The sequence below is a fragment of the Streptomyces sp. NPDC000348 genome, assembly GCF_042898795.1.
Taxonomy (GTDB): domain Bacteria; phylum Actinomycetota; class Actinomycetes; order Streptomycetales; family Streptomycetaceae; genus Streptomyces.
In genome coordinates this window covers 99710-120920 of the sequence record NZ_JBIAZD010000019.1, presented here as the reverse complement: position 1 = coordinate 120920, position 21211 = coordinate 99710, and the positions used below count along the sequence as shown (strand labels likewise).

Annotated in this window: 22 protein-coding genes and 1 pseudogene; 9 read left to right on the top strand and 14 right to left on the bottom strand. The window is 73.8% G+C overall.

Annotated elements, in window-relative coordinates:
• The first annotated feature begins 14 nt into the window (after positions 1–14).
• Together ACFY3N_RS29910 and ACFY3N_RS29905 are read left to right on the top strand one after the other, a co-directional pair.
• Positions 15–1068, top strand: a pseudogene (locus tag ACFY3N_RS29910) (septum formation family protein).
• 13 nt (positions 1069–1081) lie between these two features.
• Entirely contained in the window at positions 1082–1258 is a 177-nt protein-coding gene (locus ACFY3N_RS29905; protein WP_030865508.1) for a membrane protein, read from the top strand.
• 13 nt (positions 1259–1271) lie between these two features.
• Here the strand turns inward: ACFY3N_RS29905 and ACFY3N_RS29900 are convergent, their stop codons facing one another.
• From ACFY3N_RS29900 to ACFY3N_RS29885, 4 genes are read right to left on the bottom strand one after another with little or no spacing between them, the layout of a single operon-like run.
• Positions 1272–2477, bottom strand: coding sequence for a sensor histidine kinase (locus ACFY3N_RS29900; RefSeq protein WP_390819900.1), 1206 nt, complete (start codon positions 2475–2477; stop codon positions 1272–1274).
• Positions 2474–4186: a cation acetate symporter gene (locus tag ACFY3N_RS29895; protein ID WP_390819899.1), complete on the bottom strand. Its 1713-nt coding sequence runs from the start codon at positions 4184–4186 to the stop codon at positions 2474–2476. Before ACFY3N_RS29895 ends, ACFY3N_RS29900 begins: the two co-directional genes overlap by 4 nt.
• 20 nt (positions 4187–4206) lie before the next feature.
• Positions 4207–4566 (bottom strand): hypothetical protein, encoded by a 360-nt coding sequence (locus ACFY3N_RS29890; protein WP_390819898.1) that lies wholly within the window; start codon positions 4564–4566, stop codon positions 4207–4209.
• Between the two features lie 15 nt (positions 4567–4581).
• Positions 4582–5355 carry a LytR/AlgR family response regulator transcription factor gene (locus ACFY3N_RS29885; RefSeq protein WP_390819897.1) on the bottom strand — a complete coding sequence of 258 codons (774 nt, stop codon included), beginning with the start codon at positions 5353–5355 and terminating at the stop codon, positions 4582–4584.
• A gap of 77 nt (positions 5356–5432) precedes the next feature.
• On the opposite strand from ACFY3N_RS29885, the gene ACFY3N_RS29880 reads away from it, so the two are divergent.
• The 5 genes from ACFY3N_RS29880 to ACFY3N_RS29860 all read left to right on the top strand — a co-directional run bounded on the left by ACFY3N_RS29880 (position 5433) and on the right by ACFY3N_RS29860 (position 11934).
• Positions 5433–5936, top strand: coding sequence for an Lrp/AsnC family transcriptional regulator (locus tag ACFY3N_RS29880; RefSeq protein ID WP_390819896.1), 504 nt, complete (start codon positions 5433–5435; stop codon positions 5934–5936).
• A 123-nt stretch (positions 5937–6059) separates the two neighbouring features.
• Positions 6060–6872, top strand: a complete 813-nt coding sequence (gene ddaH, locus ACFY3N_RS29875; protein ID WP_390819895.1) for a dimethylargininase — start codon at positions 6060–6062, stop codon at positions 6870–6872.
• Positions 6869–8095: an ornithine--oxo-acid transaminase gene (rocD, locus tag ACFY3N_RS29870; RefSeq protein WP_390819894.1), complete on the top strand. Its 1227-nt coding sequence runs from the start codon at positions 6869–6871 to the stop codon at positions 8093–8095. The genes ddaH and rocD overlap by 4 nt, the downstream gene beginning before the upstream one ends.
• 144 nt (positions 8096–8239) lie before the next feature.
• Entirely contained in the window at positions 8240–10693 is a 2454-nt protein-coding gene (locus ACFY3N_RS29865) for a SpoIIE family protein phosphatase (RefSeq protein WP_390819893.1), read from the top strand.
• Between the two features lie 11 nt (positions 10694–10704).
• Positions 10705–11934, top strand: a complete 1230-nt coding sequence (locus ACFY3N_RS29860) for a PP2C family protein-serine/threonine phosphatase (RefSeq protein WP_390819892.1) — start codon at positions 10705–10707, stop codon at positions 11932–11934.
• Positions 11935–11956: 22 nt separating this feature from the next.
• Here the strand turns inward: ACFY3N_RS29860 and ACFY3N_RS29855 are convergent, their stop codons facing one another.
• The gene (locus tag ACFY3N_RS29855; RefSeq protein ID WP_390819891.1) at positions 11957–12412 is read right to left on the bottom strand and encodes an RpiB/LacA/LacB family sugar-phosphate isomerase; all 456 of its coding nucleotides are present in this window, start codon (positions 12410–12412) and stop codon (positions 11957–11959) included.
• Between the two features lie 187 nt (positions 12413–12599).
• Between ACFY3N_RS29855 and ACFY3N_RS29850 the strand changes: the two genes are divergently transcribed.
• Complete coding sequence (locus ACFY3N_RS29850) at positions 12600–13325, top strand: lysophospholipid acyltransferase family protein (protein WP_390819890.1); 726 nt, start codon at positions 12600–12602, stop codon at positions 13323–13325.
• Positions 13326–13394: 69 nt separating this feature from the next.
• Here the strand turns inward: ACFY3N_RS29850 and ACFY3N_RS29845 are convergent, their stop codons facing one another.
• The 9 genes from ACFY3N_RS29845 to ACFY3N_RS29805 all read right to left on the bottom strand — a co-directional run bounded on the left by ACFY3N_RS29845 (position 13395) and on the right by ACFY3N_RS29805 (position 20500).
• Positions 13395–14996: an alpha/beta hydrolase gene (locus tag ACFY3N_RS29845; protein ID WP_390819889.1), complete on the bottom strand. Its 1602-nt coding sequence runs from the start codon at positions 14994–14996 to the stop codon at positions 13395–13397.
• Positions 14997–15115: 119 nt separating this feature from the next.
• Positions 15116–15895: an urease accessory protein UreD gene (locus tag ACFY3N_RS29840; RefSeq protein WP_390819888.1), complete on the bottom strand. Its 780-nt coding sequence runs from the start codon at positions 15893–15895 to the stop codon at positions 15116–15118.
• A complete protein-coding gene (gene ureG, locus ACFY3N_RS29835) occupies positions 15883–16566 on the bottom strand; it encodes an urease accessory protein UreG (RefSeq protein ID WP_390819887.1) in 684 nt (227 codons plus the stop codon). Before ureG ends, ACFY3N_RS29840 begins: the two co-directional genes overlap by 13 nt.
• A 116-nt stretch (positions 16567–16682) precedes the next feature.
• Positions 16683–17357 carry an urease accessory protein UreF gene (locus ACFY3N_RS29830; protein WP_390819886.1) on the bottom strand — a complete coding sequence of 225 codons (675 nt, stop codon included), beginning with the start codon at positions 17355–17357 and terminating at the stop codon, positions 16683–16685.
• Positions 17357–19078, bottom strand: coding sequence for an urease subunit alpha (locus ACFY3N_RS29825; protein WP_390819885.1), 1722 nt, complete (start codon positions 19076–19078; stop codon positions 17357–17359). The genes ACFY3N_RS29830 and ACFY3N_RS29825 overlap by 1 nt, the downstream gene beginning before the upstream one ends.
• Positions 19071–19382: an urease subunit beta gene (locus tag ACFY3N_RS29820; RefSeq protein WP_390819884.1), complete on the bottom strand. Its 312-nt coding sequence runs from the start codon at positions 19380–19382 to the stop codon at positions 19071–19073. The genes ACFY3N_RS29825 and ACFY3N_RS29820 overlap by 8 nt, the downstream gene beginning before the upstream one ends.
• Positions 19383–19396: 14 nt before the next feature.
• Positions 19397–19699 (bottom strand): urease subunit gamma, encoded by a 303-nt coding sequence (locus tag ACFY3N_RS29815; RefSeq protein WP_390819883.1) that lies wholly within the window; start codon positions 19697–19699, stop codon positions 19397–19399.
• Positions 19700–19788: 89 nt separating this feature from the next.
• Entirely contained in the window at positions 19789–19995 is a 207-nt protein-coding gene (locus tag ACFY3N_RS29810; RefSeq protein WP_390819882.1) for a hypothetical protein, read from the bottom strand.
• A gap of 217 nt (positions 19996–20212) precedes the next feature.
• Complete coding sequence (locus ACFY3N_RS29805; RefSeq protein ID WP_390819881.1) at positions 20213–20500, bottom strand: type II toxin-antitoxin system Phd/YefM family antitoxin; 288 nt, start codon at positions 20498–20500, stop codon at positions 20213–20215.
• Positions 20501–20568: 68 nt separating this feature from the next.
• Between ACFY3N_RS29805 and ACFY3N_RS29800 the strand changes: the two genes are divergently transcribed.
• Positions 20569–21204, top strand: coding sequence for an ATP-dependent Clp protease proteolytic subunit (locus ACFY3N_RS29800; protein WP_390819880.1), 636 nt, complete (start codon positions 20569–20571; stop codon positions 21202–21204).
• Positions 21205–21211: the final 7 nt, after the last annotated feature.

Below are 21211 nucleotides of genomic sequence, written 5' to 3'. Positions count from 1 at the left end.
CCGGGAGTGACCGGATGCCCTCATCCCCGACGCCGGGAGCGGGCCGGGTCGTCGCCGGCCGCTATCTGCTGCTGCACCGGCTGGGCAGCGGCGGCATGGGGTACGTCTGGCTCGCCCACGACCGGGGACTCGCGTGCGAGGTGGCGCTGAAGGAGGTCGTGTTCGGCGACCCGGCCGAGCCCGGCCGGGAGCGGGAGGCCCGGGTCGGCCGGGCCCGCGCGGAGGCCCGGCACGCGGCGGGGCTGCGCGGTCACCCCCACGTGGTGACCGTGCACGACGTCCTGGAGCACGAGGGGCTGCCGTGGATCGTCATGGAGTACGTGGCGGACGCCGTCGACCTGCGGGAGCTGATCGCCCGGGGCGGTCCGCTCGCCCCGGCCGAGTGCGCCCGGATCGGGCCGGCCGTGCTGGACGCGCTGACCGCCGGGCACGAACGGGGCGTGATGCACCGGGACGTGAAACCGGCGAACATCCTGCCGACCTGCGCGGACCAGGCGCCCGACGGGCAGGTCGTGGCGTTCGTCCGGGCCGCCTCGGCCGGGGAGGCCCGGGAGCGGGGCCCGGACCTGTGCGAGGAGCGGACGCGGGAGCTGCGCGGCCGGCCGGCCGACGTCCGCGGCCTGGCCGTCGTGCCGACGGCGGACGGGGTCGATGCGGCCGGGGGGCGTACCGCCTGTCTGGTGCTGGGGGCGCACGGACCGGTGTACGGACCGCTCGGGGACCTGCGCCGCCCCGGGACGGCGTTCGCCGACACGGCGACGATGCAGCGGCGGGACTGTCTGGACGTGCGGTCCCGCCGGGAGGCGCGGCCGGTGCCGTGCGACGGGAGGTACGACGAACAGGTGCTCGGGTTCACCCGGCTGGGCGAGGACGTCACGCTCTCCGAGGCGCGCACCGAGTCGGACGCGGCGTGCGCGCGAGGTGCCGCCGCGTGACTACGGCTTCGACCCGTCGGTCCACGAAGCCGGGTCGTGGACCAGTGAGGGGCCCTGGAAATCCGGTACGCATGTCGTCGTGTGCACCGTAAGGAGGCAGAACGGGGGCACCATGGAGGGAGCCGAACCATGAGGAGGGTGTTGCGATGCCCGGTTCCACGAACGGTTCCACGTCGACGAAGACCATGGGAGTGCTCACCGTCGGCGGCCTGGTCGCCGTGACGGCGTACACGGTGGCGCTCGGCAGCAACGGCTGGCTGTGGTTCGGCTGGGTCGTCCTGGGGCTGATCACCTTGGGGATGGTCGCCACCCGCAGCACCTGAGGGGCGGCCGGCCTCACTTCGGGGTGAGCCGCCCCGCCAGGTGCACGCCCGGCTGGTACTTCGGCAGCCGGACGGTGATCTTCATGCCCGCGCCGACGGCGGTCTCGATGACGAGGCCGTGGTCGTCGCCGTAGACCTGGCGGAGCCGGTCGTCGACGTTGGACAGTCCGATGCCGCCGGTGGGGCTGACCTCGCGGGCGAGGATGCGGCGCAGCAGGCCGGGGTCCATGCCGGCGCCGTCGTCCTCGATGACGACGAGGGCCTCGGCGCCGGCGTCCTGCGCGGTGATCTGGATGCGGCACGTGTCGGCCTTGCCCTCCAGGCCGTGCTTGACGGCGTTCTCCACCAGCGGCTGGAGGCAGAGGAAGGGCAGGGCGACCGGCAGTACCTCGGGGGCGATCTGCAGGGTGACGGAGAGGCGGTCGCCGAAGCGCGCCCGCACCAGCGCCAGGTAGTGGTCGATGGCGTGGAGCTCGTCGGCGAGGGTGGTGAAGTCGCCGTGCCGGCGGAACGAGTAGCGGGTGAAGTCGGCGAACTCCAGGAGCAGTTCGCGGGCCCGCTCGGGGTCGGTGCGCACGAACGAGGCGATCACGGCGAGCGAGTTGAAGATGAAGTGCGGGGAGATCTGGGCGCGCAGGGCCCTGATCTCGGCCTCGATGAGCCGGGTACGGGACTGGTCGAGGTCGGCGAGTTCGAGCTGGACGGAGACCCAGCGGGCGACCTCCCCGGCGGCCCGGACCAGGACCGCGGACTCGCGGGGCGCGCAGGCGACGAGTGCGCCGTGCACCCGGTCGTCCACGGTGAGCGGGGCGACCACGGCCCAGCGCACCGGGCAGTCGGGGGTGCCGCAGGTGAGCGGGAAGGCCTCGCCCCGGCCGGTGTCGAGGGGGCCGGTCAGGCGTTCCATGATCTCGGCGCGGTGGTGGGCGCCGGCGCCGTCCCAGACGAGGACCCGTTCGCGGTCGGTGAGGCAGAGGGCGTCCGTGCCGAGCAGGGAGCGCAGCTTGCGGGCGGACTTGCCGGCGGTCTCCTCCGTCAGGCCGGCCCGCAGCGGGGGCGTGGCCAGGGACGCGGTGTGCAGGGTCTCGAAGGTGGCGTGCTCGACGGGGGTGCCGAGCCCGGCGAGGCCGGCGGGGCGGGCGGTGCGCCGGCCGATCCAGAACCCGGCGGCCAGCAGGGGCAGGACGGCGACGAGCAGACCGGCGAGGAAGCCGCTCATGCGGACACCTCCGTACGGAGTTCCTCCGGCAGGTGGAAGCGGGCCAGTACCGCCGCCGTGCCGGGCGGCACCCGGCCGGGGGTGGCCAGGGAGACCAGGATCATGGTGAGGAAGCCCAGCGGCACCGACCACAGCGCGGGCCAGGCGAGCAGGGCGTGCCAGGGCCCCGTGCCCGGGTAGCCGGCCATGGTCGCGGCGACGGCGGCGAACGCGGAGCCGCCGCCCACCAGCATCCCGGCCGCCGCGCCGGGCGGGGTCAGCCGGCGCCACCAGATGCCGAGGACGAGCAGCGGGCAGAACGACGAGGCGGACACGGCGAAGGCGAGTCCCACGGCGTCGGCCACCGGCAGTCCGCCGACCAGGAGGCTCGCCCCGAGGGGGACGGCCATGGCGAGGACGGTGCCGAGCCGGAAGTGCCGCACGCCGCGCGAGGGGAGCACGTCCTGGGTGAGCACGCCGGCCACGGCCATGGTGAGCCCGGAGGCCGTCGACAGGAACGCGGCGAAGGCGCCCCCGGCGACGAGCGCGCCGAGGAGGTCGCCGGCCGTTCCGCCGATCATCCGGCCGGGCAGCAGCAGGACGGCGGCGTCCGCGTCGCCGGTGAGGGTGAGTTCGGGCGCGTAGAGACGGCCGAGGGCCCCGTAGACCGGGGGGAGGAGGTAGAAGGCGCCGATCAGGCCGAGGACCGCGACGGTGGTGCGGCGGGCGGCCACGCCGTGCGGGCTGGTGTAGAAGCGGACCACGACGTGGGGCAGTCCCATGGTGCCGAGGAAGGTGGCGAGGATCAGTCCGTACGTGGCGTACAGCGGGCGTTCCTCGCGGGACTCGGCGCGGGAGGGCGACAGGGCGTCGTCGGCGCCGCGTCCGGCGGCGGGGACCTCGGCGCCCTCGGCGAAGGTGAGCCGGGTGCCGCCGTCGATGCGGTGGGTGCCGGCGGACAGGCCGATCTCGGTGCCGTCGTGGTCGCGGCCGTCGACGGTGCCGTCCACCGTGACGGTGAGCGGTTCCTCGAGCCGGAGGTCGAGGGTGTCGTCGACGCGGACCACCCGCTGTTCGCGGAAGGCGGCCGGCTCGTCGAAGGCGTGGCTCGGGGCGCCGTCGTTCTGCCAGGCGGCGATCAGGAAGAGGGCGGGGACGAGCAGGGCGGTGAGTTTCAGCCAGTACTGGAAGGCCTGCACGAAGGTGATGCTGCGCATGCCGCCCGCGCCGACGATGACGGTCACCACCACGGCGACGATCACCCCGCCGAGCCAGTCGGGCGCTCCGGTGAGCACGGTCAGGGTGAGCCCCGCTCCCTGGAGCTGCGGCAGCAGGTACAGCCAGCCGACGCCGACGACGGAGGCGCCCGCGAGCCGTCGTACCGCCGGTGAGGCGAGCCGGGCCTCGGCGAAGTCGGGCAGGGTGTAGGCGCCGGAGCGGCGCAGCGGGGCGGCGACGAACAGCAGCAGCACCAGGTAGCCGGCGGTGTAGCCGACCGGGTACCAGAGCATGTCCGGGCCCTGGACGAGGACGAGCCCCGCGATGCCCAGGAAGGAGGCGGCGGAGAGGTACTCGCCGCTGATGGCGGCCGCGTTGAGGCGGGGGCCGACGGTGCGGGAGGCCACGTAGAAGTCGGAGGTGGTGCGGGAGATGCGCAGGCCGAAGGCGCCGACGAGGACGGTCGCGAGGACGACGAGGGCGACGGCGGGGACGGCGTAGGTGGAGTTCACGGTGCTGGAGGTCCCCGGTCTCAGCGGTCCTCGACGAGCCGTACGAAGTCGCGTTCGTTGCGTTCGGCGCGGCGCACGTACCAGCGGGCGAGCAGGACCAGCGGGGGGTAGAGCCCGAAGCCGAGCACCGCCCATTCCAGGCGGCGGGCGTCCGGGGCGGCGGCGAAGACCAGCGGGAGCGGGCCGATGAGCAGGGCGAGGACGGCGAACACGGCGAGTCCGGTGCGCAGCTGGATGCGCATGAGGGAGCGGACGTAGGTGTGGCCGAGGGTGGTCTGCTCGTCGATCTCGGTGCGCGGGCGGTAGCGGCCGGAGGAGTGGGGGGTGCGGCGGGGCGGGCCGGTGACGACCACGCGGCGTTCGGTCGGGTCCTGTGGCATGTGCGCTCCCCCTGTCTAGCCCGTGGTCCGGCGCATCAGCAGGTCCCGCAGTTCGCGGGCGTGCCGTCGGCTGACCTGGAGTTCCTCGGAGCCGATCAGGACGCTCACGGTGCCGGCGCCGAGCCGGAGTTCGCCGATGTGGCGCAGGGCGACCAGATGGCGGCGGTGGATGCGGACGAAGCCGCGGGAGCGCCAGCGCTCCTCCAGCGTGGACAGCGGGATCCGTACGAGGTGGCTGCCCCGGCCGGTGTGCAGGCGGGCGTAGTCGCCCTGGGCCTCGACGTGGGTGATGTCGTCGACGGCGACGAAGCGGGTCACACCGCCGAGTTCGACGGGTATGTGGTCGGGGTCGGGTTCGTGCACGGGGATGCGCGGGGCGGCGGTGCCGCGCTGTGCGGCGGCGCGCAGTTCGACGACGCGGCGGACCGCCTCGGCCAGCCGTTCCTTGCGCACCGGTTTGAGGACGTAGTCGGCGGCCTTGAGGTCGAAGGCCTGGACGGCGAAGTCCTCGTGGGCCGTGACGAACACGATGAACGGCGGCCGGGCGAACCCGGTGAGCAGCCGGGCCAGGTCGAGGCCGTCGAGGCCGGGCATCTGGATGTCGAGGAAGACGACGTCGATGGCCTCGGGCCCGTCGGGGCCCGATTCCAGCGCGCGGTTGATGCGGCGCAGCGCCTCGGTGGCGTCGCCGGCGCCCTCGGCGTCGGCGACGCGGGGGTCGGCGTTCAGCAGGTAGAGCAGTTCCTCCAGTGAGGGTCGTTCGTCGTCGACGGCGAGGGCACGCAGCATGAAGGTGGAGTGTAGGGGTGATTTCCACGTCTGGACATGCCCCGGACGTGGGCGTTCGCGCTGGATACAGTGCCCGCATGAACAGCAGGCCCGCGTCGTTCGACGAACTCGACCGGAAGATCGTCACCGCGTTGATGGCGAACGCCAGGACGTCCTTCGCCGAGATCGGCGCGGCCGTCGGGCTGTCGTCGACGGCGGTCAAGCGCCGGGTGGACCGGCTGCGAGAGTCCGGGGTGATCACCGGGTTCACGGCGACGGTGCGGCCGTCGGCGCTGGGCTGGCGCACCGAGGCGTACGTCGAGGTGTACTGCGAGGGGGCGGCGCCGCCCCGCCGGCTGGCGGAGGTGGTGCGCAACCATCCGGAGATCGCCGCGGCGATGACGGTGACCGGCGGCGCGGACGCGCTGCTGCACGTGCGGGCGCGGGACGTGCAGCACTTCGAGGAGGTGCTGGAGCGGATCCGCCAGGAGCCGTTCATCCGCAAGACGATCAGTGTGATGGTGCTGTCCCACCTGCTGCCGGACAGTCCTGAGGCAGGAGTGAGTCAGCCCGCGCCGGACGGCGCATCAGACGTGCGCTGAACGGCGGAACCGCGCAGCGTTCCTGCGTGAACACGCAGCTCCTGTTCCTTGTCGCCCGTATCCCCGCTTCCTACCGTGGTCTCACCCCCTGTCGAGACCGCGTGGAAGCGGAGGAACCCCTCTGTGCCCGACTTCCGTGTGGCGTCCCGGCGGCGCTACCTCGTCTGCGAACCCAGACACTTCGCCGTGCGGTACGCGATCAACCCCTGGATGCACCCCGACCGTCCCGTCGACGTCTCCCTGGCCCGGCGCCAGTGGCGGACGCTGGTCGACGCCTACCGCGCCCACGGCCATACCGTGGAGACCGTGAAGCCGGAGCCCGGACTGCCCGACATGGTGTTCGCCGCGAACGCGGCGGTCGTCGTGGAGGGCCGCGTCTTCGGCTCCCTTTTCCTGGCGCCCGAGCGGCGCCCGGAGTCCGTGCCGTACGAGGCCTGGTTCAAGGCCGAGGGGTACGAGGTGCGCCTTCCCGGGTCGGTGTGCGAGGGCGAGGGCGACCTGGTGCCCGCCGGGCGCTGGATCCTCGCCGGCACCGGGTTCCGCACCACCCGGGAGGCGCACCGCGAGGTGCAGGAGTTCTTCGGGGTGCCGGTGATCGGCCTGACGCTGGTGGACCCGTACTTCTACCACCTGGACACGGCGTTGTTCGTGCTGGACGAGGAGAACGTCGCCTACTACCCGGAGGCGTTCTCGCCGGGCAGTCGCGAGGTGCTCGCCCGGCTGTACCCGGACGCGGTGCTCGCGACCCGTGAGGACGCGACGGCGTTCGGGCTGAACTCCGTCTCCGACGGACGCCATGTGTTCGTCTCCCCGGGGGCCACGGCCCTCGCCGCCCGGCTCGCCGACCGCGGCTACGTCCCCGTCCCCGTCGACCTGTCCGAGTTCCACAAGGCGGGCGGGGGCATCAAGTGCTGCACACAGGAGATCCGCTCATGACCTCTGTCGTCCCCGCGCGTACGTCCGCCGAGCTGATCGGCGCGGAGGAACCGGTCCTCGCGCACAACTACCACCCGCTGCCCGTGGTCGTCGCCCGCGCGGAGGGCGCGTGGGTGGAGGACGTGGAGGGCCGGCGGTACCTCGACATGCTGGCCGGCTACTCGGCGCTCAACTTCGGCCACCGGCATCCGGCGCTGATCGAGGCGGCGCACCGCCAGCTGGACCGGCTCACGCTGACCTCGCGCGCGTTCCACAACGACCGGCTCGCCGAGTTCGCGGAGCGGCTGGCCGCGCTGACCGGGCTGGACATGGTGCTGCCCATGAACACCGGCGCGGAGGCGGTGGAGAGCGGGATCAAGGTGGCCCGCAAGTGGGCCTACGACGTGAAGGGCGTCCCGGACGGCCGGGCGACGATCGTGGTGGCGGCCGACAACTTCCACGGCCGTACGACGACGATCGTGAGTTTCTCGACGGACGAGGTCGCGCGGGCCGGGTTCGGGCCGTTCACCCCGGGCTTCAGGGTGGTGCCGTACAACGACCTGGCGGCGCTGGAGGCGGCGGTCGACGAGACGACGGCGGCGGTGCTGCTCGAGCCGGTCCAGGGCGAGGCGGGTGTGATCGTCCCGGACGACGGCTACCTCGCCGGGGTGCGGGAGCTGACCCGCCGCGCGGGGTGCCTGTTCGTCGCGGACGAGATCCAGTCGGGTCTGGGCCGTACGGGCCGCACGCTCGCCGTGGAGCACGAGTCGGTCGTCCCGGACGTGGTCCTGCTCGGCAAGGCGCTGGGCGGCGGCATCGTCCCGGTGTCGGCGGTGGTGGCCCGGCGGGAGGTGCTTCAGGTACTCCATCCGGGTGAGCACGGATCGACCTTCGGCGGCAATCCGCTGGCCGCGGCGGTCGGCACGGCCGTGGTGGAGCTGCTGGAGACGGGCGAGTTCCAGCGCCGGGCCGCGGACCTGGGCGGGATCCTGCGCGAGGGCCTGGAGTCGCTCGTCGGCAAGGGCGTGGTCGGTTTCCGCTCCCGCGGTCTGTGGGCGGGCGTGGACGTCGACCCGGCGCTCGGCACCGGCCGCGAGATCGGCGAGCGCCTGATGCGGGAGGGCGTCCTGGCCAAGGACACCCACGGCTCCACCATCCGCCTGGCCCCGCCGCTGACCGTCACCGCGGAGGAACTCCAGGGCGCCCTGCACACCCTGGAGAAGGTTCTGGCCCGGCAGGTCTGAGCCGCTGCCGTCCGTTTCCGTTCCCCGCCGGGTCCGGCGGGGAACGGAAACGGACGAAACATCCCGGAAAGCCCTCATGCCTCTCCAAGGGTGAAGATGGGGACAAGAGGGGGTAGACCACTCTCAGCGACAGAGAGGTCGGCCGTGGGCGGACACAAGGAGCAGGACGTTGCCCGGCAGGGGTTCGATGTGGCCGACGCCGTTCCCCTGCTGCTCGATCCGCACGGCATGGTGTCGAGCTGGACCGGCGGGGCCGAGCGGCTGCTGGGGTACCGCGCCTCCGAGGCCGTGGGCCGCAAGTTCGCCGAGCTGCTGGTCCCCGAGGACGCCGAGCGGGTGCCGGACCTGGTCGAGCGGTGCCGCTCGGACGGGGACTGGGCGGGCCTGCTGACGGCCCGGCACCGGGACGGGCGGCCGGTCGCGGTGATGGTGCGGATCACGCCGACGGTGGAGCCGCGGGGCCGTTCGTCGCTGCTGGTCCTGCTCTCGGAGCTGGCCGGCTCGGCCGGCTGGGACATGAGCCGCGCCGTGCTGGAGCAGATGGTCGCCGGTACGCCGATCGGCATCGCGATCGTGGACACGGAGCTGCGTTTCGTGTGGTCCAACGCCGCGCTCGAACAGTTCGGCGGCGGGCCGGCCGGGCAGCGCCTGGGGCTGCGGTTCGCGGACGTCCAGCCGGGTATGGACGCCGAGGCGGTCGAGGCGCAGATGCGGCACGTACTGGAAACCGGCGAACAGGTGATCGACTACCAGCACGTCGGCCGGGTCCGCTCGGCACCGCTGCGCGAGACCGCGCACATGCTGTCGTTCACCCGCCTCGACGACGACCGCGGTCGGCCGATGGGCGTGTACTACACCGTCGTGGACGTCACCGAGCGGCACCGGGCCCGTCAGCGCCTCGCCCTGCTCGACCGGGCCGGCGAGCACATCGGCCGCACCCTGGACATCCTGCGCACCGCGCAGGAACTGGCGGACATCGCCGTGCCGGACCTCGCGGACTTCGTCATCGTGGACCTGCTGGAGACGGTGCTGCGCGGCGCCGAACTGCCCCCCGGACCGCTCACCGATTCCGACCGGGTGCCGCTGCGCCGCGCGGGGCACAGGTCGCTGTACGACGACCTGCCGCGGACGGCCGTGGAGAGCGGGGCGGTCGTGTCGTACCTGGCGGGTTCGCCCCCGGTGCGCTGTCTGACCACGGGCCGGTCCTGGCTCCAGGAACAGCTCGACCCGCTCGCCCCCGAGTGGGCCGTGGGGACGCCGGGCGACCGGGAGCACACCTTCCTGGAGCTGGGTCTGCAGAGCGTGATGGTGGTCCCGATCCGGGCCCGGGGCGTCACCCTGGGCGTCACCACGTTCTTCCGTCGCCGCCGCCCGGAACCCTTCGGCGCGGACGACCTCGCTCTGGCCGAGGACCTCGTCTCCCGCGCGGCCGTCAGTGTGGACAACGCCCGGCGCTACACGCGCGAGCGGGACGCCGCGCTGGTCCTCCAGCGCAGCCTGCTCCCCCGCAGGCTGCCCGAGCAGGACGCCGTGGAGGTGTCCGCCTGCTACCGCCCGGCCGACGAGCTGACCGGCCTGGGCGGCGACTGGTACGACCTGATCCCGCTGTCCGGCGCCCGCGTCGCCCTGGTCGTCGGCGAGGTGCCGGGGCACGGCATCGACGCCGCCGCGGCCATGGGGCGGCTGCGCACCGCCGTACGGACGCTGGCCGCGATCGACCTGCCGCCCGAGGAGGTGCTCGCCCATCTGGACGACCTGGCGTCCCGGCTGGCGCGGGACGAGGGCGACGGGGAGTCCGGGGACTCCCCCGGCCGGTCCGTCGGGTCCGGCTGCCTGTACGCCGTCTACGACCCGGTGGACGGGCGGTGCACGATGGCGGCCGCCCACCATCCCGCGCCCGCCGTGGTGGCACCCGACGGCACGGTCACCTTCGTCGACCTCCCGCAGGGACCGGCGCTCGGTGTGGGCGGCCCGCCGTTCGAGGCGGTGGAGCTGTCCCTGGCCGAGGGCAGCACGCTCGCCCTGCACACGGACGGTCTGCTGGCCGGCGGGAAGCCCTCGCCCGACCCCACGGACCGCGAACGGCTGCGGCAGGCGCTGCAGGGCGCCACGACCGCGCTCGAGCCGAGCTGCCGCACGGTGGTCGACATGCTGGTCCCGGCCCGGCCCTACGACGACGTGGCCCTGCTGATGGCCCGCACCAGACGTCTCGCCCCCGGACAGATCGCGGTCTGGGACCTGCCGGCGGATCCGGCGGTCGTGGCCGAGGCCCGCAGGTCCGCCACCCGGCAGCTGGCCCGCTGGGGGCTGGACGACCTGGTCTTCACCACGGAGCTGGTCGTCAGTGAACTGGTCACCAACGCCATACGGCACGCCGGCGGCCCCGTGCGGCTGCGGCTGATCCGTGAGCGGGCGCTGGTGTGCGAGGTGTTCGACAGCGGCGCCACCGCACCCCATCTGCGGCACCCCCGCGCGATGGACGAGGGCGGGCGCGGGCTGCTGCTGGTCTCCCAGTTGGCCCAGCGGTGGGGCAGCCGGTTCGTTCCCGGCGGGAAGATCATCTGGGCGGAGCAGTCGCTGACCGCGCCGCCGGAGTGAGGCGATGGCCCATGGCGGAGGCGTCGATCGACTACGCGGCGGTCTACCAGGCCCTGCCCGGCATGGTGGCGCTGCTGACCCCTGATCTGGTGTACGCGGACGTCAACGAGGCGTTCACCCGGGGGACCGGGCGTTCCCGCGAGACCGTGGTGGGCCGCTTCCTGTTCGACGTGTTCCCGGAGAGCCCGAACGACCCGGTGGCCACGGGCGCGCACCAGCTGCGCGCCTCGCTGCTGCGGGTCCTGTCCACGGGTGAGCGCGACACCATGGCCGTGCAGCGCTACGACGTGGAGAGCCCGGAGCGCTCCGGGCACTGGGAGGAGCGCTACTGGAGCCCGGTGAACACCCCGGTGCTCGGCCCCGACGGACGGATCGTGCTGATCGTGCACCGGGTCGAGGAGGTCACCGAGCTGATCCGGCTCCGGGGCGGCGCGGGTGACGGCCGGGGGCGGGTGCTGGAGGCCGAACTGTACGAGCGCGCCCGTGAACTGCAGGACCTCAACAACCGGCTGCGCCGGGCGCACGCCCGGGAGCGCGAGGTGGCCCTGGCGCTGCAGGAGGCGATGCTGCCCGCCCGCCGGCAGGTCGGCCACCACCGGGCAGCGGTGCGCTACCGGCCGGCGGTGGGCGCGCTCAACGTCTGCGGGGACTGGTACGACCTGGTCGACCTGGTGGGCGGGCACCGTATCGGCGTGTCCGTGGGCGACGTGGTCGGCCACGGGCTGGCGGCGGCCGGGGTGATGGGCCAGCTGCGCAGCGCGCTGACCGCCGCCTCCCGGGTGGCGGACGGGCCGGCGCAGGCGCTGAACGTGGCGGGCCGCTACGCCCATGTGGTGGACGGCGCCGAGTCCGCGACCGCCGTGACGACCTTCGTCGACTTCGACCGGCACACCATCACCTACAGCAGTGCCGGTCATCCGCCGCCCGTGCTGCTCCATCACGACGGACGCGTGGAGTTCCTCGACCGGGCGACCGACCCGCCGCTCGACGCCCAGCCCGACCCGGCGCCCCGGCCGGAGGCGACGACCGGGTTCGCACCGGGGGCGACCCTGGTGCTCTACACCGACGGGCTGGTCGAACGGCGCCGGGAGGACATCGACACGGGGCTGCTGCGGCTCGCCGAGGCCCTGCGCCGTCACCGGACGCAGGATCCCGAGACGCTCGCGGACACCGTGCTGCTGGAACTGCTGCCGCCGGGCGGCGCCACCGACGACACGGCGCTGGTCGTCGTACGGCTGTGACCGCCCCGACGGCCGTCCCGGGTCAGGGGCCGGTCCGCTCCCGGTCGAGGCGTGCCGTGCGTTCCACGTTGCGCCGGTCCTCCGGGTCGTCGCTGGGCGCGCCGGCGAACCAGGCGTCGAGGATCTCCGTCAGCAGCGGCACGGAGGTCAGCCGCAGGCTGAGCGCCAGCACGTTGGCGTCGTTCCAGCGGCGCGCGCCGTCCGCCGTGTAGGCGTCCGTGCACAGGGCGGCCCGGACGCCGGGCACCTTGTTCGCGGCGATCGAGGCGCCGGTGCCGGTCCAGCAGCACACCACCGCCTGGTCGGCCGAGCCGACGGCGACCTCACGGGCCGCGGCCTCGGAGCAGACGGCCCACCGCGGGTCGTCCCCGGGGTTCAGGGCGCCGTGCGCGCGTACCTGGTGGCCGCGCTCGCGGAGCTCGGCGAGAAGGGCGCGGGCCACGGGTTCGTCCATGTCGGAGGAGACGGAGATCCGCATGCGTCCGAGCCTACTCCCCGCGACTCACCCCTGACGGGCGCTCACCGCCCCCGCGCGGTGCGCTCCGTCGCGTCGAACGTGATGCCGGGCCACGGCGCCCCGACCTAGACTGGCACCCCACGACGTGCCGGATGGCCTGCCGGGATGCGGCGGCACCGCCCGTCCGCCGGAGTCGAGGAGCGTGTCCTTGTTCTACTACCTGCTCAAGTACGTGCTGCTGGGCCCGCTGCTGCGTCTGGTCTTCCGGCCGCGCATAGAGGGCCTCGAACACGTGCCGTCGTCCGGCGCCGCCATCATCGCGGGGAACCACCTGTCGTTCTCGGACCACTTCCTGATGCCAGCGGTGCTCAAGCGGCGCATCACCTTCCTCGCCAAGGCCGAGTACTTCACCGGCCCCGGCCTCAAGGGCCGGCTGACGGCGTTCTTCTTCCACAGCGCGGGGCAGATCCCCGTCGACCGCTCCGGCAAGGAGGCCGGGCAGGCCGCCATCCGGGAGGGTCTCGGCGTGCTCGGCAAGGGGGAACTGCTCGGCATCTACCCGGAGGGCACGCGCTCGCACGACGGCCGCCTCTACAAGGGCAAGGTCGGCGTCGCGGTGATGGCCCTCAAGGCGGGCGTCCCGGTGATCCCCTGCGCGATGATCGGCACCTTCGAGGCCCAGCCGCCCGGCAGGAGGATTCCCCGGATCCGCCCGGTGGCGATCCGTTTCGGCACGCCGCTGGACTTCTCGCGCTACGCGGGGATGGAGAACGAGAAGGCGGTCCTGCGCGCCGTCACCGACGAGATCATGTACTCCATCCTCACCCTGTCCGAGCAGGAGTACGTCGACCAGTACGCGGCCGTCGCCAAGGCGGAGGACGCCGCGCGCGGGGCGGAGGACAAGCACCGCTTCCCGCGCATGCCGCTGAGCTGACCCTCCCGCGCACACGGGCGAGGGGCGGCCGGAGGGTTCCGGCCGCCCCTCGTGCCGTACGGCACGGGTTCAGGGCTTCGGCGTGGCGTGCGGGGCGCAGGTCACGTCGGACCGGTCCACCTCGCCGGTGAGCAGGTAGGTGTCCACCCGGGCGTTGACGCAGGGGTTGACCAGGCCGGTGACCCCGTGGGATCCGGCGTTCCGCTCGGTGACGAGGCGGGAGCCCCTGAGCCGCTGGTGCAGTTCGACGGCGCCCGCGTACGGGGTGGCCGCGTCGCGCTCGGACTGGACGATCAGCACCGGCGGCAGCCCCTTGCCGGACCTGACGTCCACGGGCGTTCGCTGCTTGACCGGCCAGGTGGCGCAGGGGAGGTTCATCCAGGCGTTGGCCCAGGTCATGAACGGGTGGTCCCGGTGCAGCCGGGTGTTGTCGCGGTCCCACGTCCGCCAGTCGGCGGGCCACTTGGCGTCGGTGCACTCCACGGCCGTGTAGACGGCGTTGCCGTTCTCCGAGGCCGCGTTGCCGGCCGTGTCGGAGAGGTCGGGGGCGGCCGCGTCGACGAGCGCCTGGGTGTCGCCGGCGACGTACCGGCTGAAGACGGTCGCGACCGGGACCCACGCGGAGTCGTAGTACGGGGCGCTCTGGAAGAAGCCGATCAGCTCGGCCGGTCCGACGACTCCGCCGATCGGGTCCTGCTCGGCGGTGGCGCGCAGCTTCAGCCACTGGGCCTGGACGGCGTCGCGGGTGGTGCCGAGGTGGAAGGCGGCGTCGTTCTTCGCGACCCAGTCCTGCCAGTCCTTCCAGCGGCCCTCGAAGGCGACGTCCTGGTCCAGGTTGGCCTGGTACCAGATCTTGTCGCGGGAGGGGTTGACGACGCTGTCGACGACCATGCGGCGGACGTGGCCCGGGAAGAGGGTGGCGTAGACGGCGCCCAGGTAGGTGCCGTAGGAGACGCCGAGGAAGTTGAGCTTCTCCTCGCCGAGGGCGGCGCGGATGACGTCGAGGTCGCGCGCGGTGTTCGGCGTGGTCATGTGCGGCAGCATCTCGCCGCTGCGCTCGTGGCAGCCCTCGGCGTACGCGCGGGCGAGCTTCCGCTGGGCGAGCTTGTCGGCCTCGGAGCGGGGCACCGGGTCCATCTTGGGCGCCTTGACGAACTCCTGCGGGTCGGCGCAGGAGATGGGCGCGGACCTGCCGACGCCGCGCGGGTCGAAGCCCACGAAGTCGTAGGCCTTGGCCGTGTTGGCCCAGACCGGGTTCTTGGCGGTGACCCGGGCCGGGAAGCGCAGACCGGAACCGCCGGGGCCGCCCGGGTTGTACAGGAGCGCGCCCTGGCGTTCGCTCCCGGTGCCGGTGCTGCCGATGCGGTCGACGGCGAGCTCGATCTGCTTGCCGTACGGCTCGGCGTAGTCCATCGGCACCGAGACCCAGCCGCACTGGATCGGCTTGGCCAGGTTCCAGTCGGCGGGGCAGTCCTGCCAGTCGACGCCGGTCTTCGCGGCCCGGGCGGCGGCGATCGCCACGCCCCTGGCCTCGCGGTCCTTGCCGTGGTGGGTGTCCGCCGTCGCGCTCGCCGCGGGTGCCGCGACGGCGCCGGCTATGAGCGTCGCCGCGACGAGCACTCCGGCCGAACCGAGCGCCGCCGCCCGCCTCTTCGGTCTGCTGTCCCTCAAGTGGGGCCTCCCCGTTCATCGTTGCGATGGGTACGGGGGATCCTCTCCGCCGCGAGGCCGCCGGGGACAGGGTCCGGGCCCCTTCTTTGCCAATCCGATAACCGGGTGGAGGCGTCCCGTCAATCGGACACGGCCGCGAAGGAGGCGGGTGCCCCGTCGAGGAGGCGCCGCAGCCGCAGCGCGTCGGGCGCCACGGCGCTCACCAGGACGGCGGGCCCGGCGAGCGGCAGGACCGCGGCGCCCTCGCCCGGCTCCCCCGCGCGGACCGGCTTCTCCTCGAACTCGGGCCTCGCCACGAGGAGCTGACCGACGGCCCGGTGCCCGCCGAGCACGGCCGGGCCGTCCCAGCCGCCGGGGGCTCCGGGACCGCAGGCCAGCTCCTGGTCGAGGACGGTACGCCCCGCGATCCGTACGGTCAGACGGGAGGTGAGCCTTCCGGGCCGCTCCCCGGCCCGCCCCAGGACCTGCTCCTCACGCAGCACGAGCCGGGCCCCGGCAGCGAGGTCGACCCGGGTGGTGACGTACAGTTCGCTTCCGCTGATGGAGATCAACTGCTCGGGAAGCCAGTGGAGTTCACCGCCCTCGGCGACGGTGATCCGTACGTCGTAGCGCGCCCCGTCCCGGTGCCCGCCCGGCAGGGCGAGGGTGGCGGCGGCCGTTTTGAAGCGGAGCCCGGCCCCCGGCTCCACGTCCGCCAGCACCGTGAGGTGGTCCCCGCCGAGGGGTCCGCTCATGGCGCCGACCAGCATGACGTGCGCCTCGGTGCCGCTCCCCCGCGTCCGCCGGAGCGCCAGCGGCCCGTCGCTCTCCAGCACGGGCAGGCAGGTCCCGCCCCGGCCGTCGGGGCGGGCACGGACCCGGGCGACGGCGCGTACGCCGGCGGTGTTCACGCGGTCCACGCGGCGAGCCGCTCCCGCACCCAGCCGGCGACGTCCTTCGCCCCGTCCCCGTCGCGCAACGACTGGAACACCACGGGGAGGTGGGCCCGCTGGGCCCTGGCGTCGGCGGCCATCCGGGCGAGGTCGGAGCCGACGTACGGGGCGAGGTCGGTCTTGTTGACGACCAGCAGGTCGGCGGTGGTCACCCCGGGGCCGCCCTTGCGCGGGATGTCGTCCCCGCCGGCCACGTCGATGACGAAGATCTGCGCGTCGACGAGCCCTCTGGAGAAGGTGGCGGTGAGGTTGTCCCCGCCGGACTCCAGGAGGATCAGGTCCAGTGGACCGGCCTCGTCCTCGAGGTCCTCCACCGCCTCGAGGTTGGCGGAGATGTCGTCCCGGATCGCGGTGTGCGGGCACGCCCCGGTCTCCACGGCGGTGATCCGCTCGGGCGGCAGCACGGCCTCACGGAGCAGGAACTCCGCGTCCTCCCGGGTGTAGATGTCGTTGGTGACGACGGCGAGCGACACCTCGTCCCGCAGTGCCCGGCACAGGGCGGCGACGGTGGCGGTCTTCCCGGACCCGACGGGCCCGCCGAGCCCGATGCGCAGGGCCCGCCGCGCCCCGTCGGGCCGTCGGACGTCGGCGCTGACGGCCGCGGGCCCGTCGTGGGAGAGCGAGTGGTCACGATGCATGGAGTTCCTCCGATCTCCGGCCCGCCCGGTGTCCGGGGACGGGGCCGTTCGGGCCTACGGGGTCCGGGGGCGAAGCCCCCGGGGGCGGGACGGGAAGGGGGCGGGGCGACCACCCCTCATGTGGCGAACAGCCGCACGGCCCACCCGGCGTGCGCCTGGGCGAAGACCTCCAGCAACGGCGCGGACGCCGCGGGCAGCGCGTCGGCCCCCTCGTCGACGACCTTCCGCGCCGCCGCCACCGCCCTCGACACCACCTCGTCCACCTCCGGCGCCAACCGCGCCGTCACGCGCGTCGCGTCGAACGGATCGAGTGCCAGCAACCGCACCGTCGCCGATGCCGGCCCGCTCACGCACTCGTACGCCGCGCAGTACGCCGCGTCCACCGCCCCCAGTCCCGCCGCCCGCGCGACGACCCCCAGCACCACCGGCTGGTGCGCCCCCTTGGGAAACCGCCGCGCCAGGGCGTCGAGCTCGTCGGAAGGCCACACCGCGCGTCCCGCCCGCGTCAGCTGCCGCCCCAGCCTGCGCGCGGCCAGCCGCAGCGCGGGCGACGGGGTCCGCGCGTCGGCCGCCGCGTCCAGCGCCGCGGGATCCGCCCCGAGCGCGGCGGACGCCGCGAGCGCCGCCGACACCAGCCCCGTCGTGTGCAGCCGCCCCCGGCAGAACCGCTCCAGGCTCGCCACCCCCGTGACCCGCCCGGCCCGGACCGCCGCCTCGGCCCCGCCGGAGTGCGCGTGCCCTCCGGCGGGAAACCTGCCGTCGGCCAGCACGAGCAGCGCTCCCCTGGACATCAGAAGAGGAAGTACCGCTGGGCCAGCGGCAGTTCGGCGGCCGGGACCGCCTCGACCAGCTCCCCGTCGATGTGCACGGCGAAGCTGTCGGGGTCGATCCGTACGTCCGGCCGGGCGTCGTTCTCCCGCATGTCCGCCTTGGTCACGCCACGGGTGGAGTCGATGGTCACGAACCGCTTGCCCAGCCCCAGCCGGTCCGGCAGCCCGGCCTCGACCGCCGCTTCCGCCACGAAGTTCACCGAGCCCGCGGCGACCGCCCGCCCGATCGCCCCGTACATCGGGCGCGGGAGGACCGGCTGCGGGGTCGGGATGGAGGCGTTGGCGTCGCCCATCTGGGCGTAGGCGATCTGTCCGCCCTTGATGACGAGTTGGGGCTTCACACCGAAGAACGCCGGTTCCCACAGCACGAGGTCGGCCAGCTTGCCGCTCTCCACGGAGCCGATCTCGCGGGCCAGGCCCTGGGCGAGCGCCGGATTGATCGTGTACTTGGCGACATAGCGACGCACCCGGTGGTTGTCGGCGCGCCCGTCCCCCGGGAGCGCGCCGCGCCGCCGCTTCATCACGTGGGCGGTCTGCCAGGTCCGCATGATCACCTCTCCGACCCGTCCCATGGCCTGGGAGTCGGAGGAGATGATCGAGATCGCGCCGAGGTCGTGCAGCACGTCCTCGGCGCCGATGGTGGACGGACGGATCCGGGACTCGGCGAAGGCGAGGTCCTCCGGCACCGCCGGGTTCAGGTGGTGGCACACCATCAGCATGTCGAGGTGCTCCTCGACGGTGTTGACGGTGAACGGCCGGGTCGGGTTGGTGGAGCTGGGCAGGACGTGCGGTTCGGAGACCACGGTCATGATGTCCGGGGCGTGCCCGCCGCCGGCGCCCTCGGTGTGGTACGCGTGGATGCCGCGCCCGGCGATCGCGGCGAGCGTGTCGCCCACGAAACCGGCCTCGTTGAGGGTGTCGGTGTGGATGGCGACCTGAACGCCGGTCCGCTCGGCGGCGGTCAGCGCGGCGTCGATGACGGCCGGGGTGGATCCCCAGTCCTCGTGCAGTTTCAGCCCGACCGCGCCTCCCCTGATCTGCGAGAGCATCCCCTCCTGGGAGACGGTGTTGCCCTTGCCGAGCAGACCGATGTTGAGGGGGTGGGCCTCCATCGCCTCGAGCATCCGCGCCAGGTGCCAGGGACCGGGCGTGACGGTGGTCGCCTTGGAGCCCTCGGCGGGTCCGGTGCCGCCGCCGACCAGGGTGGTGACGCCGGAGGCCAGCGCCTCGTCGGCGATCTGCGGGCAGATGAAGTGGACGTGCGCGTCCACGGCGCCGGCGGTCAGGATCCGCCCGTTGCCCGCGATCACCTCGGTCTCGGGCCCGATGACCAGGTCCGGGTGGACGCCGTCCATGGTGTCGGGGTTGCCGGCCTTGCCGATGCCGGTGATCCGGCCGTCGCGGATGCCGATGTCGGCCTTGACGATGCCCCAGTGGTCGATGACGACCGCACCGGTGACGACCGTGTCCGGGGTGCCGTCCGCGCGGGTGGCGCGGGACTGGCCCATGGACTCGCGGATGACCTTTCCGCCGCCGAACACGGCCTCGTCGCCCGCGCGTCCGGGGCCGCCGGAGCGGTCCTCCTCGATCTCGATCAGCAGGTCGGTGTCGGCGAGCCGGATGCGGTCGCCGGTCGTCGGGCCGAACAGGTCGGCGTAGGCGGCGCGGGAGATCTCAGGCATCGAGGGCGCCTCCGGTCTCCCCGCGCAGCCCGGGCACCACACGCGCCCCGGCGAGCGGGACGAGCAGCACCTCGACCGGGATGCCGGGTTCGAACCGTACGGCGGTGCCCGCGGCGACGTTCAGCCGCTTTCCGCGCGCCGCCGCCCGGTCGAACTCCAGGCCCGGGTTGGCCTCGGCGAAGTGGTAGTGGGAGCCGATCTGGACGGGCCGGTCGGCGGCGTTGAGGACGGTCAGCCGGGTGACCTCGCGGCCCACGTTGTAGGCAATCGGGTCGTCGGCGAACAGGATCTCTCCGGGGATCACGGCGGCCTCCTCCGTCAGACGATCGGGTCGTGGACGGTGACGAGTTTGGTGCCGTCCGGGAAGGTCGCCTCCACCTGGACGTCGTGGATCATCTCCGGGACGCCCTCCATGACGTCGTCCCGGGTGAGCAGCCGGCGTCCGGACGCCATGAGTTCGGCGACGGTACGGCCGTCCCGGGCGCCCTCGAGGAGGTGCGAGGTGATGAGGGCGACCGCCTCGGGGTGGTTCAGCCTCAGCCCACGGGCCCGGCGCTTGTCCGCCACGTCGGCCGCGACATGGATCAGCAGCCTCTCCTGCTCGTGCGGGGTCAGTTGCACGGCGTCCCACCTCACAGTCCTCGTCCCGGACCGTGCGGGCCCGGCGCCCCGGCCACGCGGGCCCACCCCCGGTGGCGTGGCTCGGCAGGCTAGCCGGGCGGCGTTTCGGGGACGTTAACCGGGCTGCCTCGCCGTCGGTCGCCGTGTCCGGCCCGGCGCACCGTCGTCAGCGCCCGCGGACCGTCGGCCCGGGTCCGTCCGGAGGTTTCGCCGAAGAGGGCCGTCCGGACCGCGAAGCCCTGCGCGAGCGCGATCGACGCCGGCGCCATGGCGTCGGTGCCGGTGCCGGTATCCACCAGGCCGGCCTCGTTGCAGCCCTCGCCGATCCGCCCCGGGCCCGGACGCCGTGCTCCTCGGCGGCGTGCCGGGGAGGTGCGCGGGGAACGCGCAGCCCGCGGCCGAGCGGGTGCCGGCCCCCGCCGGCCGACCTCGGACGGCCCGGCCTCCGGCCACACGGAACGACCGCGCGTCCCCACCGCGGCGGACGGGGGTGCGCGGTCAGTCGGCGGGGGCTTACGGGGTGGCCGTCCCCCGGTGCTCCGCCGCGATGCCGAAGCGCTGCCGTTCGCGGGGAGCGGACGCGGCCTCGCGGACGCCGGCCACCGTGCTGATCACCTGCTCCTCCGCGGGTTCCCGGGCCTCCCCGAGTTCTTCGAGTCGTCGCAGGTCATCGGCGGACACGAGGGCGACGAGGGGCTTTCCGTGGCGGGTCACGACGACGCGCTCACCGCCGTACACCACACGGTTGATGAGGTCGGCGAGCTCAGCCCTGGCTTGGGTGACCGGAATCTCGTAGGCCATGAACCCATCATAACGTCATGTACGTCCTGTACATTTTTTACGGAGACGACCAGACAGGAGGGACTCTCATGACCCGACCGTCCGCCCGCCAGGTCCTGCCCGAGCCCACCGACCGCACGGCGTCCGGGAACCGGACGACCGGCCCCTGCGCGAAGCTGCTCGAGGAGCGGATCGTCATCCTCGGGACACGGATCGACGAGACCTCCGCGAACGACGTGACGGCGCAGCTCCTGTACCTGGAGCACCACTCCCCCGACCGGGACGTCTCGCTCTGCGTCAACTCCCCCGGCGGCTCCTTCCACGCCACGTCGGCGATCCACGACACGCTGCGCCACGTCTCCTGCGACGTGGAGACGGTCTGTCCGGGCCGGGCGGAGGGCGCCGCCGCGCTGCTGCCGGCCGCCGGCACCCCGGGCAAGCGGCTCCTGCTGCCCGGTTCCCGCCTGGTGCTCCGTCAGCCCTCCCTCCCTGGGCCGGCCGAGCGATGGACCGGCGATCCGGCGATCCACGCGGAGGAGCCGACCCGGATCCGCTCGCGGATGGAGGAGATCCTGGTCCGGCACACGGGCCGCACCGCGGAGCGGGTCCGGGCGGACATCGAGCGGGACACGGTCCTCGACGCACAGGCGGCGGTGGAGTACGGCCTGGCGGACCGGATCGTGCCCAGCCGCCGGGGCGCGTCCCCCGCCTCCGGCGCGAGGTGAGCCGCGG

Coding starts and splice junctions, on each gene's coding strand:
- ACFY3N_RS29830 (WP_390819886.1), bottom strand. CDS start 17,357: ATGTCCAGGGGAGCGCTGCTCGTGCTGGCCGACGGCAGGTTTCCCGCC.
- ACFY3N_RS29885 (WP_390819897.1), bottom strand. CDS start 5,355: ATGCTGCGTGCCCTCGCCGTCGACGACGAACGACCCTCACTGGAGGAA.
- ACFY3N_RS29860 (WP_390819892.1), top strand. CDS start 10,705: ATGGCGGAGGCGTCGATCGACTACGCGGCGGTCTACCAGGCCCTGCCC.
- ACFY3N_RS29800 (WP_390819880.1), top strand. CDS start 20,569: ATGACCCGACCGTCCGCCCGCCAGGTCCTGCCCGAGCCCACCGACCGC.
- ACFY3N_RS29805 (WP_390819881.1), bottom strand. CDS start 20,500: ATGGCCTACGAGATTCCGGTCACCCAAGCCAGGGCTGAGCTCGCCGAC.
- ACFY3N_RS29880 (WP_390819896.1), top strand. CDS start 5,433: ATGAACAGCAGGCCCGCGTCGTTCGACGAACTCGACCGGAAGATCGTC.
- ACFY3N_RS29890 (WP_390819898.1), bottom strand. CDS start 4,566: ATGCCACAGGACCCGACCGAACGCCGCGTGGTCGTCACCGGCCCGCCC.
- ACFY3N_RS29905 (WP_030865508.1), top strand. CDS start 1,082: ATGCCCGGTTCCACGAACGGTTCCACGTCGACGAAGACCATGGGAGTG.
- ACFY3N_RS29900 (WP_390819900.1), bottom strand. CDS start 2,477: ATGAGCGGCTTCCTCGCCGGTCTGCTCGTCGCCGTCCTGCCCCTGCTG.
- ACFY3N_RS29855 (WP_390819891.1), bottom strand. CDS start 12,412: ATGCGGATCTCCGTCTCCTCCGACATGGACGAACCCGTGGCCCGCGCC.
- ureG (WP_390819887.1), bottom strand. CDS start 16,566: ATGCATCGTGACCACTCGCTCTCCCACGACGGGCCCGCGGCCGTCAGC.
- ACFY3N_RS29825 (WP_390819885.1), bottom strand. CDS start 19,078: ATGCCTGAGATCTCCCGCGCCGCCTACGCCGACCTGTTCGGCCCGACG.
- rocD (WP_390819894.1), top strand. CDS start 6,869: ATGACCTCTGTCGTCCCCGCGCGTACGTCCGCCGAGCTGATCGGCGCG.